Raw genomic sequence first — 12,265 nt, 5'->3', positions numbered from 1 at the left:
GGGAATGGCAAATGGCAATTCTCGACAAACATAAAATCCTCGAGACCAACGCGACCCTGCTGCTGATCTGCAGTTTCCTGGTGGTGTCTATTGGTGGCCTGGTTCAGATCGCTCCATTGTTCTGGCTGGAAAACACCATCGAGAAGGTGGAGGGCATGCGCCCTTACACCCCTCTCGAATTGGCGGGCCGTGAAGTCTACATCCGTGAAGGCTGCTACGTCTGCCACAGCCAGATGATCCGCCCGATGCGCGATGAGGTCGAACGGTATGGCCACTACTCGCTGGCGGCAGAATCGATGTATGACCATCCGTTCCAGTGGGGCTCCAAACGTACCGGGCCTGACCTAGCCCGTGTGGGGGGGCGTTATTCGGATGAATGGCACGTCGATCACCTGCGCAACCCGCAGTCTGTGGTGCCGGAATCGGTTATGCCAAAATATGGCTTCCTCGAGCGTAAGATGATCGATGGCAAGTATATCGGCGACATCATGTCGGTGAATGCTCTGCTTGGCACGCCCTATTCGGAAGAGATGCTGGCAAGTGCCCAGGCTGACTTTAAGGCCCAGGCGGATCCTGACAGCGACTATGATGGGCTGCTGGAACGCTACGGCGACAAGGTCAGCGTGAGCAACTTTGATGGCCAACCCGGCGTGTCCGAGGCCGACGCGCTGATCTCTTATCTGCAAATGTTGGGTACGCTGGTTGATTTCTCAACCTTCACACCCGACGCAAACCGCTAAGGAGGAGCCTTGATGGAAATCTACACACTCCTGCGCGAATTTGCAGACAGCTGGATGTTGTTGTTTCTGTTCGTGTTTTTTACGGGCATTGTTGTCTGGGCCTTTCGGCCCGGCAGCAGCAAGGTCTATGAAGACACGGCCAGTATTCCCTTTCGCCACGTAGACGCCCCCGCCCCTGTAGGGAACGAGGCGACACCCGCCGCAGACAAGGAGGCGAGGACATGAGCAAACCCGTCAAAAAATACGATGATGATCCAAACACCACCGGCCACTCTTGGGATGGGATCGAAGAATTCGACAACCCGATGCCGCGCTGGTGGCTCTGGACACTCTATGCCACCATCGTCTGGGCGATTGGCTACACCATCATGTATCCGGCCTGGCCTATGGTGAACTCTGCCACTGCAGGGATCCTCGGGTGGTCGACACGCGGCGATGTGGCGAATGAGATCGCAGCGGTAGAAGAAGCCAACGCGCCGATGAATGCCAAGCTGGAAGCCACCGAGCTGACAGCTATTTCAGGCGATACGGAGCTGGAAACCTATGCGGTTTCCGCGGGTTCCGCTGTGTTCAAGACCTGGTGCGCCCAGTGTCACGGTTCCGGCGCTGCCGGTGCCAAGGGCTATCCCAACCTGCTGGATGATGACTGGCTCTGGGGCGGTTCGGTTGAAGACATCCACATGACCGTCTCTCACGGCATTCGCAACGAGGACAGCGAAGATGCGCGCTACTCCGAGATGCCTGCCTTTGGTCGTGACGAGTTGCTGGAAAAAGAAGAGATCGACCAGGTTGTAAACTTTGTCATGTCTTTGTCCGGTGACGCAGAGGATGCCACCAAAGTGGAAGCCGGTGCGGTGGTCTTTGCTGACAACTGTGCCTCCTGCCACATGGACGATGGCACCGGTGATCGCACCCAGGGGGCGCCAAACCTTGCGGATGCAATCTGGCTTTATGGTGGGGACTACGCCACCATCAGCGAGACCGTCAACAATGCCCGTTACGGTGTGATGCCGGCCTGGAACACCCGCCTTTCCGAGGCGCAGATCCGTGCCGTTGCTTCCTATGTGCACCAATTGGGTGGCGGCGAATAAGCCGTTTCCTGTTTCTTGCATCAACCCAAAGGGCCGCCCCGTCGGGGTGGCCCTTTTTCTGTTTATGATGCTGTCTGTGACCCTGTGTCTGGAACAGATCTGATTTCAGACCCACCCCAAATTCAGCTGTTTTTTTGTTGGCCTGCGGCGGACTTTTTTTTGCCAGTTTGATTAGGGTCAAAGTCCGCCTGGGCAAAGGCTGCTTCAATACCCAAGACAGAGATAAGCTGGTAGGTGCTCTTGCGCTCACGAAGGGCGAGACATGGGCCAGCACAGAATTCCCGCAGCCTGACGTGCTAGGTGGTGGGGATTGGGCGTCGGATTTTCGATCTGTTCGCGCGTTTCCTGGAAAACCGACGCCCATAAATCTCTGCCGATTTGCCCCAGCCCTTTGCACTTAGCTGCGGCGCTTTTGCGCTTTCGCTATAGTTTTTGCAGGTCAATGCAGCGCAGGGGCTGTCTCGCCTGACGCGCTTTGGGCTGCAGCCCCATGGCCAGCGATTTGAACAGGCGCAGCACCTTGGCAAACCGCCCTGGGGTGGTTTTTTCACCGGTTCCTGCGGCGGCGGGCAGGTCGCGAACCAGCACACAGGGCTGGCGGGCTGCGGTCATCATGGAGCGGGCGTAGATATTGATCAGCATCTTGAAATCTCCCGTGCTGGTGTTTCTGCCTTTGACTGTCGCTGCAAAGGGCGCAAGATGCGACTCAGGAAAAATTCAATAGTGTAAGTCAGGATTACATATGGACTGGCTCTCCCTGCCGCCTCTTGCCGCCTTGCGGGCCTTTTCTGCCTATGCGGAACATGGAAACCTTGCCAAAGCAGGGGCGGCGTTGAATGTCAGCCATGCTGCCATTAGCCAACAGCTGCGCAGCCTGGAGGACTATCTGGGCACGCCGCTGGTGGATCGCAGTGGCCGGGCCCTGGAGCTCACCGCGGAGGGCAGGCACCTGGCGCAGGCCCTGTTGCTGGGATTCGGTGCCATTCAGTCGGCGGTGCAGGATCTGAACGCTCAGGGCGCGGCGCGCCCCTTGCATATCAGCTGCACACCGATGTTTGCCGCCAACTGGCTGATGCCGCGTCTGGCAGAGTTTCGCATGCAGCACCCGGATATTGATCTGGTGATTGATCCGCGCGGCGAAGTTGTCTCGCTGCAGCCCGGAGGCGTCGATATTGCGCTGCGCTACGGCGACGGCAATTGGGCGGGGCTGGAGGCCGAAATCCTGTTGTGCTCGCCCATGGTGGTGGTGGCAGAACCCGGGCTGCTGAAGGATCGCAAAGTGCAGGCGCCCGAGGATCTTTTGGATCTGCCCTGGCTCGAAGAGCTGGGCACCACCGAGGCGGCGCATTGGCTGCGCTCGCGCGGGGTGGCCGAGGTGATACGCGGCGCCAGTCTCAAATTGCCCGGCAATCTTTTGATGCAGGCGGTGCGCGAGGGGCAGGGGGTCGCGGTGAGCGTGCGGGACTTTGTCCGCGAGGATTTGAAGGCAGGGCGCCTGGTGGAGCTATTTACCGGCAGTGAGGGGCGCGGCTATCATATCGTCACCCGCCCCGGTGTGCAGCGGGTGCAGGCGCGCCAGTTCATTTCCTGGCTGCGTCGGCACAGAAAAACCAAAGAGCCAGAGAGCGATAGATAAAGATGCCTGTCCGATGCGCTTTTTGATCCACGTCAAAGAGCGTGACCTTCACATTTGAAAGAACCAAGCTAGAGAGACACAAATTCAGTGGAGTGAGTCCGTGAGTGATTCCGATCCCGCCCCCAGCCTATATGCCGCCAGGGAACCCGTATTTCCACGGCGTGTATCGGGCGTTTTTCGCAGCCTGAAATGGTACATTTTGGCGATCACATTGGGGATCTATTACATAACCCCCTGGATCCGCTGGGATCGTGGGCCATCATTGCCGGATCAGGCGGTTCTGCTGGATCTGGCCAACCGGCGCTTTTACTTCTTCTGGATCGAAATCTGGCCGCATGAGTTCTACTTTGTTGCCGGCCTCTTGATCATGGCCGGCCTGGGGCTGTTCCTGTTCACCTCTGCTTTGGGGCGGGTCTGGTGCGGCTATGCCTGTCCGCAGACGGTCTGGACCGATCTGTTTATTCTGGTGGAACGATGGATCGAAGGCGATCGAAACGCCCGTCTTCGCCTGCATCGGCAAAAGAAAATGGATTTCCGCAAAGCTCGGCTGCGGCTGACCAAATGGACGGCGTGGATGTTGATTGGTCTGGCCACCGGTGGGGCCTGGGTGTTCTATTTTGCCGATGCGCCAACCTTGATGGTGGATCTGGTCACCGGTCAGGCCCATCCCATTGCCTATACCACTATGCTGGTGCTGACAGCGACGACCTTCTTCTTTGGTGGTATCGCCCGCGAACAGATCTGCATCTATGCCTGCCCCTGGCCCCGTATCCAGGCGGCAATGATGGACGAAGACACCCTGGTGGTGGGCTACCGCGACTGGCGTGGTGAGCCGCGCGGCAAACTGAACAAGAACAAGGGCAAGGCCGAGATCGCCGCAGAGCCTCAGGGCGACTGCATCGACTGTATGGCCTGCGTCAATGTCTGCCCGGTGGGAATTGATATTCGCGACGGCCAGCAGCTGGAATGCATCACCTGCGCGCTGTGTATTGATGCCTGCGATGATGTCATGGCCAAGATCGGCAAGCCGCGCGGCTTGATCGACTATATGGCGCTCTCGGATGAGGCCCATGAACGCGCCGGTCAGCCGCCGAAAAACATCTGGAAGCATATCCTGCGTCCGCGCACCATCATGTATACCGCGATGTGGGGGTTTGTGGGGCTGGCGCTGGTTTTTGCCCTGTTCATCCGCTCCGATATCGACCTGACCGTGGCGCCGGTGCGTAACCCCACCTTTGTCACCCTCTCGGATGGCTCGGTGCGCAACACCTATGATGTGCGCCTGCGCAACAAACATGGGGAGCCACGCCCGTTCAAACTGTCGCTCAAAGGCGATCCGGCCATGCGGGTGCAGCTCGAAGGCACGCCCTATGCCTCGGTTGAGGTTCCGGCCGATACCGCCTATCTTCAACGGGTCTATATCGTGACACCCAAAGGGGCTGCGGCGTCTGAGGCGGAATCCACCCCGGTTAGAATCTGGGTTGAAGATCTCACCAATGGTGAGCGGGCCTATAAGGACACCACCTTTAACGGAAAAGGGAACTGATCATGGCAAAGGGCACGCGTGAATTTACCGGTCGTCATATGCTGATGGTCTTTTGCGGCGCTTTTGGGGTGATTATCAGCGTCAACCTGGCGCTGGCTTACAACGCGGTCAAAACCTTCCCCGGCCTGGAAGTGAAGAACTCCTATGTGGCCAGCCAGGAATTCGACCTGCGGCGCGACGCGCAGCAGTCGCTTGGCTGGTCGGTCTATGCCTCAGCCCAGGAAGACCAGGTCACGCTGGAGATTTCTGACGCCGAGGGAAACCCTGTCGAGGTGGCCAAGCTGACCGCGATCCTGGGCCGCGCCACCCATGTGAAAGACGACCAGAATCCGGAGTTCAAGTTCAACGGGACTGCCTATGTGGCCCCGGCTGAGCTGGGGCCGGGCAACTGGAACATCCGCATGGTGGCACGGGCTAAAAATGGCGTTGAGTTTACCCAGCGGGTGATCCTGCACGTAAGAGGCTAGACAGATATGACCGCCCAGATGCGCCCCGCAATGGCCGTATGCCCCGGCTGTGTTGCCGCCCCAAGCGAGGCGGTGGACATGGCTCCAACCGAGGCGCGTCTGGCGCTGTCGCTGCCGACAATCCACTGTCAGGCCTGTATTTCCAAGGTCGAGCGCGGGTTGAATGCCCATCCCGGCATTCATTCGGCGCGGGTCAATCTGACCTTGAAACGGGCCCTGATCGAAGCCGACCCTGAGGTGCGCGCCGATGATCTGATCCCGGTGCTCGAAGGTCTGGGATTTGAGGCGCATGAGCTGGATCTGGCGACACTTGCCGCCACCCAAAGCGACCGGGCCGGGCGGGATCTGTTGATGCGGCTGGCGGTTGCCGGCTTTGCCTCGATGAATGTGATGCTCCTGTCGATCTCGGTCTGGTCCGGGGCATCGGATGCAACCCGCGATATGTTCCACTGGATCTCGGCGGCGATTGCCTTTCCGGCGGTGATCTTTGCTGGCAAACCCTTCTTTACCAATGCCTGGAGCGCCCTGCGGGTGGGGCGGCTCAACATGGATGTGCCAATTGTTCTGGCGCTGGCGCTGGCGCTGATCACCTCGCTGTGGGAGACCAGCCTGTCGGGCGAGCATGCCTATTTTGATGCGGCTCTGACGCTGACCTTCTTTTTGCTGGCCGGGCGCTATCTGGACTATCGCACCCGTGCCGTGGCGCGCTCTGCCGCCGAAGAACTCGCCGCACTTGAAGTGCCCCGCGCCATCCGCATGGAAGGCGACAGGGAGGTCGAGGTGGCGGTCTCGGAGCTTGCCATTGGCGATCTTATCCTGGTGCGCCCCGGTGGCCGTATGCCCGTTGATGGCGTCATCGCCACCGGCCAGTCAGAACTGGATCGCTCGCTGCTCACCGGGGAAACCCTGCCGGTCTTTGCCGAGCCGGGCACCCGGGTCTCTGCGGGGGAGGTCAATCTGACCGGCCCGCTGGTGGTCCGGGCCGAAGCGGTGGGCGAGGATACCTCGCTGCACCGGATGGCGGATCTGGTGGCCATCGCTGAATCTGGTCGCTCGCGCTATACCTCGCTGGCCGATAGCGCCGCCAAGCTTTATGCCCCTGGTGTACATATCCTGTCGGCCTTGGCCTTTATTGGCTGGTATCTCTACACCTATGATCTGCGCATGGCGCTGAATATTGCGGCGGCTGTGCTGATCATCACCTGCCCCTGTGCGCTGGGCCTTGCGGTGCCTGCGGTAACCACCGCCGCCTCGGGGCGGTTGTTCAAAAAAGGCATGTTGATCAAACATTCCACCGCGCTGGAGCGTCTGGCCGGGGTCGATACCGTGGTGTTTGACAAGACCGGCACCCTGACGGCGGGCACGCCGCAGCTGGAAAACCTCGACGCCTTTAGCCGCGCCGAGCTGGCAATTGCCCTGGCCCTGGCCGAAGGCTCATCGCATCCGCTGTCACGGTCCCTGACCGCTGCGGCCCGGGCTGCGGGCATTGCCCCTGCAAAGGTCACAGAGCTGCAAGAGCGCCCCGGATTTGGCAGCGAAGGCCAGTTTCAGGGGCGTACAGTCCGCCTGGGGCGCGCCGCCTGGCTGGGCGCCGATCAGGGCAGCCAAACAGCGGCCTGGCTGGATACCGGCGACGGCACAGCGCCGCGTGGTTTCCTGTTTCACGACGCCCTGCGCCCCGGTGCGGCCGAGGCCGTGGCGCAGTTGCATGCGGCTGGCAAAGAAGTTCTGTTGATTTCAGGTGATACCACCGCCGCGGTGGAGGATCTGGCCCATCGTCTGGGCATCCAGAAATGGCTGGCCGAGGCGCTGCCGCAGGATAAGGCCGCACGGGTCCAGTCCCTGTCGGATCAGGGCCGCAAGGTGCTGATGGTGGGGGATGGTCTAAATGACACCGCAGCGCTGACGGCGGCGCATGTCTCGATCTCGCCCGCCTCTGCCTTGGATGCAGCCCGCGTGGCCTCGGACATTGTGTTGCTGGGGCAGGACCTTGAGCCCATCGCCGAGGCCTGTGTGGTGGCCAGCAAGGCCACCAAACGCATCCGCGAAAATTTCCGCATTGCCACCCTGTACAATGTGATCGCGGTGCCGCTGGCCATTGCCGGCTTTGCCACCCCCTTGATTGCGGCGCTGGCGATGTCCAGCTCTTCGATCACCGTTTCCCTTAATGCGCTGCGCCTGAAATAACCCGCGCCGCGCCTGACAAAAAGTGCCCAAGCCATGAGCGTCCTTGCCTATCTCATCCCCATTTCGCTGCTGCTGGGCGGTGGCGCCTTGGCGGCCTTTGTCTACACGGTGCGCTCAAACCAATATGACGACCCGGAAGGCGACTCGCGCCGCATCCTCAGCGAGGAATGGGACGATCACCCCAAACCGTGAACGCTGGACGACCCTAGGCGAAATTGACCATGGCCCAATAGGGCAGGGGGCAATGGTCGAGATGCGGACCCTGGCGAAGATCTGGTGCGATGTTCAGGACAGGATCGTTTTCCGCATGACGATATAGGTGGGTTCAAGAAAACCAGGATGTGCCTCCTCACTGGTTTTCTTGAACCCAAACCGCTGAAAGGTCTTGTGATTTTCTACGAGCTCTATCCGCGTTTCCAATTCCAAAATTGAGAACCCTTTTGTCCGGGCCCGTTGTTCTGCCAGCCGGATCAATTGCCGCGCATATCCCTTGCCCCGCTGTTCTGCGGCAACGGCAAGTTTCCCCAAATAGAAGCAATCCGCTTTTTCTGTGAAGAAAACACATGCGTCAGGGCGTTCCCCAATGACCCAGACTTCGCCTGTAACACACTGCTTTTCAATGTCGAGCGTGGTCAATTTGTGCATCGACGATTGTGGGTTTATTCTTGCCTCCATATAGGCGAACTCGCGTTGAACGAGCTTTAAAACCGAAGGAATAAGGGGGCTGTCTGGCGTTATCCGCAGGGGATCAAGCAGGGGCATGGTCTGTCCTAAGTGCCTTTTCGCATATCGTTTCCAGGATATTCGATAGAAAGTGCTTTGAACGCAATGGGCTCATTTCTGCGGTTTGCAAATACAAAAAGGCCCCTCCAAAGAGGGGCCTTTTGCTGCGACCTCGTACGGGAGGTAAGCCCCTGGTCGCTTGGATCGGGGGTGGCCTCAGGACGAGGGGCCGAGCGTGTCGCAGGCGATGTTGCGGGCGCTCAAGCGGCGGCAGGCGAGGTCGGCCTGTTCTTTGGTCATGCCCAGAAAATTGGCGTCAAAGCCCAGACGTGATTTTGCCACCTTGCGCAGGGTGCCGTTCAGGGTCTCCATTTCGGACAGGGCGGTGCGCAGCAGGACCTTTTCAGCCTGATAGGCGGTGGTGTAGCGCCCGACATTGATGCCCCAATATCTGCCGCCCGAGGTGGAGAGCCGGGTCACCACCACAGGCTGCTGGTCGCTGGGCGCCGCCGCATTGGCCAGTCTGACCGGGCGGGCCATTGGCCGCAGCCCGGTATAGGCCAGGGTTTGTACCCTGGTGGGGGCAGAGGACTGCACGACGGCTGCGGTCACTGTTGCAGCACCTGTGGCCTGCTCTGAGTTGCTGGGAACCGGCCCGGTCGAGGCAGGCAGCACCTTGGCCTCTGTAATGGCTGCGGTGATGCTGGCTTGCAGAATATCGGGATCAATCCCGGTGCCACTCTCTGCGGATGGCTCCGCCGCCAGAGCAGCGGTGGCCAATGTCTCAGTGTCTTGTGTCTCGGTGTCTTGTGCTTCGCCGTCCTGTGTCTCGGTTGCCTGGGCCTGGGGGGCGGTGGCCTGGCTGTCAGTGACCTGGCTGGCGGTGGCAATCTGCACCGCTTCGACGATGACAGCCGGGTCGACAATTGGGATGGGACGCGCCAGGGGGCGAAGGCTGGTATTCACCAGACCATTGACGCGGACCGTCTTGCCCGCGCCGCCGCTTGTGGTGCCTGCATCTGCAACCAAGGTCGTGGCGCCAATCCCGCGATTGCCAACATAGGCCGGACGTCCCGGCGCCTGAACGCGGGCCTGCGAGGGGGCGCGGCGAAAGCCGAGATCCAGCAGTTCGACAATCTTGGCATTGCGCGAGGTAGACGATTTGCCGCCAAAAACGGTTGCGATGATGCGCTCATTGCCCCGTTTGGCCGAGGCCACGAGATTGGAGCCCGCAGCCCGCGTATAGCCGGTCTTGATCCCGTCGGCACCTTTGTAGGCGGCCAGCAGGCGTCGGTTTGTATTGGGGACTGTTTTGACGCCCGCATCAATCGTGGTGCGTGAAAACAGGTGATAATACTCGGGGTAGTCATAGAGGATATGGCGACCCAGGGTGGTCATGTCACGGGCGGTAGACAGATGCCCCGCCTCGGTCAGCCCATGGGCGTTTTTGAAAGTGGTGCGCGACATGCCAAGCGCTTTGGCGGTGCGGGTCATGCGGCGGGCAAAGGCGGCCTCGGATCCCGAAATGGCCTCCCCGATGGCGGTGGCGGCATCATTGGCTGATTTCACGGCTGCGGCCCGGATCAGATAGCGAAAGGCAATCTGCTGACCCGTTTTCAACCCCAGCTTTGAGGGGGGCTCGGAAGAGGCGTTTCTGCTGATGCGCACCTTTTGGTCAAGGGAGATTTCGCCGTTTCGCACCGCTTCAAAGGCAATGTAGAGGGTCATCATCTTGGTCAGAGAGGCGGGATGCAGCCGGGCATCTGCGTTGCGCGAATGCAGAACTTCTCCGGTGCGCGCGTCAACAACTACGGCAGCATAGGCCGCTGCCTGCGCCTGCGTCGGGGGAATCAGCACCATCCCAAGAGAGAGAAGAACACCCATGATCCACAGCACAGACCGGGCCAATGCCCGCTGCCCGCGAACCAGGTGATTACACCTGATCTGCACGATATCTGCCATTTTTGCCTCTTGCCGCCGGTTTTCCGGCTGACGATTTTGCCTGCTACATAAAAACCGTAGCATAGACGATGGCTAGAAGAAACCTTTGCGATCTGTGGATTGACAGGGCTGGAGAAATGACTTCCCCCAGATTTAGTAGCGCAGTGGCGAGTCCCGGCTAGATCGGGGGTGTCTTAAGGAAGTGTAAATAAAAATGTGCAGCTTTCCGGCGCCGTAGTCTGCGGCTACAGCGGGGATTTTGTGGCCTGTGCGGCTTCTGTGCAACAGGTGCGGGTTTTTTGCGGGCTTCGGCTTGAGGATCTGCGCTTGGGGGTTTGACGCCCCAGGAGGCCGTGCCTGCCCCTAGGGTTCAAGCCTGCGCGTCACGTAAAATGGGGTGGAATAGTGCAGCCCAAAGGAAAACTCGCAGGGGCGGGGCAACCTGGCGCTGACGGCCTGCTCCAGCGCGTCGAGCAGAGCCGTGGAAAATGCGGCGTCGCGATGTGGTTTGACCAGCAGAGAGACGCTGACGGTGACATGGCTGTGATGGAATTCATCTGTGGGGTAGGCGCGCCCTTTACAGGCGCCGGCACCTCCGTCGTGACGCAGGATAATTGCCTCAATCTCAGCCAGAATCGCAGCGCTGTCGAGCTGCAGGTCACTGGAGTATTTTATCTCTGCATGTGGCATAGGCTATCTGCTTTGTTGTTCTTTGGCTTTGTGTTCTGCTGCGGCATTACAGTGCCGCGAGGCTTTTTTCAATCTGTGACACCAGCTGTGGCAGCTGGCTGAGATCCGCGATGGCGTTGTAGCGGGGGCTGTCTTCCGGGGGCTCGGCATGTTCCAGCTGCCAGATTTCCCCGTGTGGCACATAGGTGCCCCAGCCGCCTGCGGTGATCGGCGGCACCACGTCCGAGCGCATGGAGTTGCCAACCATCATGGCGCGGTGAATGCCGTCGCCGTGGCGGTTGAAAATCTCCTGGTATACTGCGGGGGTCTTTTCCGAGACGATCTCGACCGCGTCAAACAAATCGCCCAGACCGGACTGCGCCAGCTTGCGTTCCTGATCCAGCAAATCGCCCTTGGTGATCAGCACCACCCGGTGGCTTGCGGCCAGCTGTTCAACGGCCGCTTGGGCATGGGGCAGCAGGTCGATCGGATAGGAGAGCATCATCTGTCCCGCCACGATCAGCTCTTGGATGACAGAGGCGGGAACCTGTTGATCAGTGACGTCGATGGCGGTTTCGATCATCGACAGGGTAAAACCTTTGACTCCATAGCCATAGCGCCCGAGATTGCGTTTTTCAGCCTCCAACAAGCGCTGCTCCAGGGTCGTGCGGTCCAGATCAACCGGGGTGTGATCCTGCAACAGCTCGGCAAAACGGTCCTGGGTTACCCGGAAAAACCGCTCATTGTGCCAAAGCGTATCGTCGGCATCAAAGCCAATGGTTGTCAAATTGCCTGTCACGGTGCTGCTTCAATCCCTTTGCCTGCCCCTTTTCCTGAGCTGGCTTTACGCTATATAAGCGGGATATAGATTTCCATGCATGACTGGAACACTAAGCTGATGCCGCTGCTGCCTGTGATGATGTCCAAATTCTCGGATGACGATGATAGCGATCTGGGTCTGCTGACCAAGACACGCCCCAAGACCCAGCGCCCGCCGCGCTACAAGGTGCTGTTGCTCAATGACGACTACACGCCCATGGAATTTGTCGTGCTGGTGTTGGAACGGTTCTTTGGCATGACCCATGCGCAGTCCTTTGAAATCATGCTCACCGTGCACAAAAAAGGTGTTGCGGTGGTTGGGGTCTTTACCCATGAAATCGCCGAGACCAAGGTTGGTCAGGTGATGGATTTTGCCAATCGTCATCAGCATCCGCTGCAATGCACGATGGAAAAAGAAGAATAATATCAACATACAAGAGGCTATG

Annotated in this window: 14 protein-coding genes; 9 read left to right on the top strand and 5 right to left on the bottom strand. The window is 59.5% G+C overall.

Translation table 11 applies throughout. The features are described from left to right. Positions 1-11 precede the first annotated feature (11 nt). From ccoO to ccoP, 3 genes are read left to right on the top strand one after another with little or no spacing between them, the layout of a single operon-like run. Positions 12-740 carry a cytochrome-c oxidase, cbb3-type subunit II gene (gene ccoO / locus ARCT_RS0119745; RefSeq protein WP_027241627.1) on the top strand — a complete coding sequence of 243 codons (729 nt, stop codon included), beginning with the start codon at positions 12-14 and terminating at the stop codon, positions 738-740. Positions 741-752: 12 nt separating this feature from the next. Then, positions 753-965: a CcoQ/FixQ family Cbb3-type cytochrome c oxidase assembly chaperone gene (locus ARCT_RS0119740; protein WP_027241626.1), complete on the top strand. Its 213-nt coding sequence runs from the start codon at positions 753-755 to the stop codon at positions 963-965. Continuing rightward, entirely contained in the window at positions 962-1,831 is an 870-nt protein-coding gene (gene ccoP, locus ARCT_RS0119735; RefSeq protein WP_027241625.1) for a cytochrome-c oxidase, cbb3-type subunit III, read from the top strand. Before ARCT_RS0119740 ends, ccoP begins: the two co-directional genes overlap by 4 nt. Positions 1,832-2,254: 423 nt before the next feature. On the opposite strand, the gene ARCT_RS28445 is transcribed toward ccoP, so the two are convergent. Continuing rightward, positions 2,255-2,473 (bottom strand): hypothetical protein, encoded by a 219-nt coding sequence (locus tag ARCT_RS28445; protein WP_027241624.1) that lies wholly within the window; start codon positions 2,471-2,473, stop codon positions 2,255-2,257. Between the two features lie 100 nt (positions 2,474-2,573). Between ARCT_RS28445 and ARCT_RS0119715 the strand changes: the two genes are divergently transcribed. The 5 genes from ARCT_RS0119715 (at position 2,574) to ccoS (ending at position 7,859) form a co-directional block, all read left to right on the top strand. Continuing rightward, positions 2,574-3,467, top strand: coding sequence for a LysR family transcriptional regulator (locus tag ARCT_RS0119715; protein ID WP_027241623.1), 894 nt, complete (start codon positions 2,574-2,576; stop codon positions 3,465-3,467). Positions 3,468-3,567: 100 nt separating this feature from the next. Next, on the top strand, positions 3,568-5,013 hold the full coding sequence (gene ccoG, locus ARCT_RS0119710) for a cytochrome c oxidase accessory protein CcoG (RefSeq protein ID WP_036785188.1): 1,446 nt from the start codon (positions 3,568-3,570) through the stop codon (positions 5,011-5,013). A 2-nt stretch (positions 5,014-5,015) separates the two neighbouring features. Further along, complete coding sequence (locus tag ARCT_RS0119705) at positions 5,016-5,480, top strand: FixH family protein (RefSeq protein ID WP_027241621.1); 465 nt, start codon at positions 5,016-5,018, stop codon at positions 5,478-5,480. Between the two features lie 6 nt (positions 5,481-5,486). Then, positions 5,487-7,667, top strand: coding sequence for a heavy metal translocating P-type ATPase (locus tag ARCT_RS0119700; protein WP_027241620.1), 2,181 nt, complete (start codon positions 5,487-5,489; stop codon positions 7,665-7,667). Between the two features lie 33 nt (positions 7,668-7,700). Beyond that, positions 7,701-7,859 (top strand): cbb3-type cytochrome oxidase assembly protein CcoS, encoded by a 159-nt coding sequence (gene ccoS, locus ARCT_RS0119695; protein WP_009809750.1) that lies wholly within the window; start codon positions 7,701-7,703, stop codon positions 7,857-7,859. A 93-nt stretch (positions 7,860-7,952) separates the two neighbouring features. Here the strand turns inward: ccoS and ARCT_RS0119690 are convergent, their stop codons facing one another. From ARCT_RS0119690 to ARCT_RS0119675, 4 genes are all read right to left on the bottom strand, one after another. Then, complete coding sequence (locus tag ARCT_RS0119690; RefSeq protein WP_027241619.1) at positions 7,953-8,429, bottom strand: GNAT family N-acetyltransferase; 477 nt, start codon at positions 8,427-8,429, stop codon at positions 7,953-7,955. 177 nt (positions 8,430-8,606) lie between these two features. Beyond that, positions 8,607-10,352 carry a D-alanyl-D-alanine carboxypeptidase family protein gene (locus ARCT_RS0119685; RefSeq protein ID WP_027241618.1) on the bottom strand — a complete coding sequence of 582 codons (1,746 nt, stop codon included), beginning with the start codon at positions 10,350-10,352 and terminating at the stop codon, positions 8,607-8,609. Positions 10,353-10,694: 342 nt separating this feature from the next. Continuing rightward, a complete protein-coding gene (locus ARCT_RS0119680; RefSeq protein WP_027241617.1) occupies positions 10,695-11,021 on the bottom strand; it encodes a hypothetical protein in 327 nt (108 codons plus the stop codon). 46 nt (positions 11,022-11,067) lie between these two features. Beyond that, positions 11,068-11,799, bottom strand: a complete 732-nt coding sequence (locus ARCT_RS0119675; RefSeq protein WP_027241616.1) for an HAD family hydrolase — start codon at positions 11,797-11,799, stop codon at positions 11,068-11,070. A gap of 99 nt (positions 11,800-11,898) precedes the next feature. Between ARCT_RS0119675 and clpS the strand changes: the two genes are divergently transcribed. Next, positions 11,899-12,243, top strand: a complete 345-nt coding sequence (gene clpS, locus ARCT_RS0119670) for an ATP-dependent Clp protease adapter ClpS (RefSeq protein ID WP_027241615.1) — start codon at positions 11,899-11,901, stop codon at positions 12,241-12,243. Positions 12,244-12,265 lie beyond the last annotated feature (22 nt).

It is taken from the genome of Pseudophaeobacter arcticus DSM 23566 (assembly GCF_000473205.1).
Taxonomy (GTDB): domain Bacteria; phylum Pseudomonadota; class Alphaproteobacteria; order Rhodobacterales; family Rhodobacteraceae; genus Pseudophaeobacter; species Pseudophaeobacter arcticus.
The sequence above is the reverse complement of the archived record's forward strand: the minus strand, read 5'-3'. Positions and strand labels throughout refer to the sequence as shown.

Bases quoted from the DNA above. Each gene is read 5' to 3' on its own strand.
- ARCT_RS0119680 (WP_027241617.1), bottom strand. From the start codon at position 11,021: ATGCCACATGCAGAGATAAAATACTCCAGTGACCTGCAGCTCGACAGC.
- ARCT_RS0119715 (WP_027241623.1), top strand. From the start codon at position 2,574: ATGGACTGGCTCTCCCTGCCGCCTCTTGCCGCCTTGCGGGCCTTTTCT.
- ARCT_RS0119700 (WP_027241620.1), top strand. From the start codon at position 5,487: ATGACCGCCCAGATGCGCCCCGCAATGGCCGTATGCCCCGGCTGTGTT.
- clpS (WP_027241615.1), top strand. From the start codon at position 11,899: ATGCCGCTGCTGCCTGTGATGATGTCCAAATTCTCGGATGACGATGAT.
- ARCT_RS0119685 (WP_027241618.1), bottom strand. From the start codon at position 10,352: ATGGCAGATATCGTGCAGATCAGGTGTAATCACCTGGTTCGCGGGCAG.
- ccoS (WP_009809750.1), top strand. From the start codon at position 7,701: ATGAGCGTCCTTGCCTATCTCATCCCCATTTCGCTGCTGCTGGGCGGT.
- ARCT_RS0119705 (WP_027241621.1), top strand. From the start codon at position 5,016: ATGGCAAAGGGCACGCGTGAATTTACCGGTCGTCATATGCTGATGGTC.
- ccoP (WP_027241625.1), top strand. From the start codon at position 962: ATGAGCAAACCCGTCAAAAAATACGATGATGATCCAAACACCACCGGC.
- ARCT_RS28445 (WP_027241624.1), bottom strand. From the start codon at position 2,473: ATGCTGATCAATATCTACGCCCGCTCCATGATGACCGCAGCCCGCCAG.
- ARCT_RS0119690 (WP_027241619.1), bottom strand. From the start codon at position 8,429: ATGCCCCTGCTTGATCCCCTGCGGATAACGCCAGACAGCCCCCTTATT.
- ccoO (WP_027241627.1), top strand. From the start codon at position 12: ATGGCAATTCTCGACAAACATAAAATCCTCGAGACCAACGCGACCCTG.
- ARCT_RS0119740 (WP_027241626.1), top strand. From the start codon at position 753: ATGGAAATCTACACACTCCTGCGCGAATTTGCAGACAGCTGGATGTTG.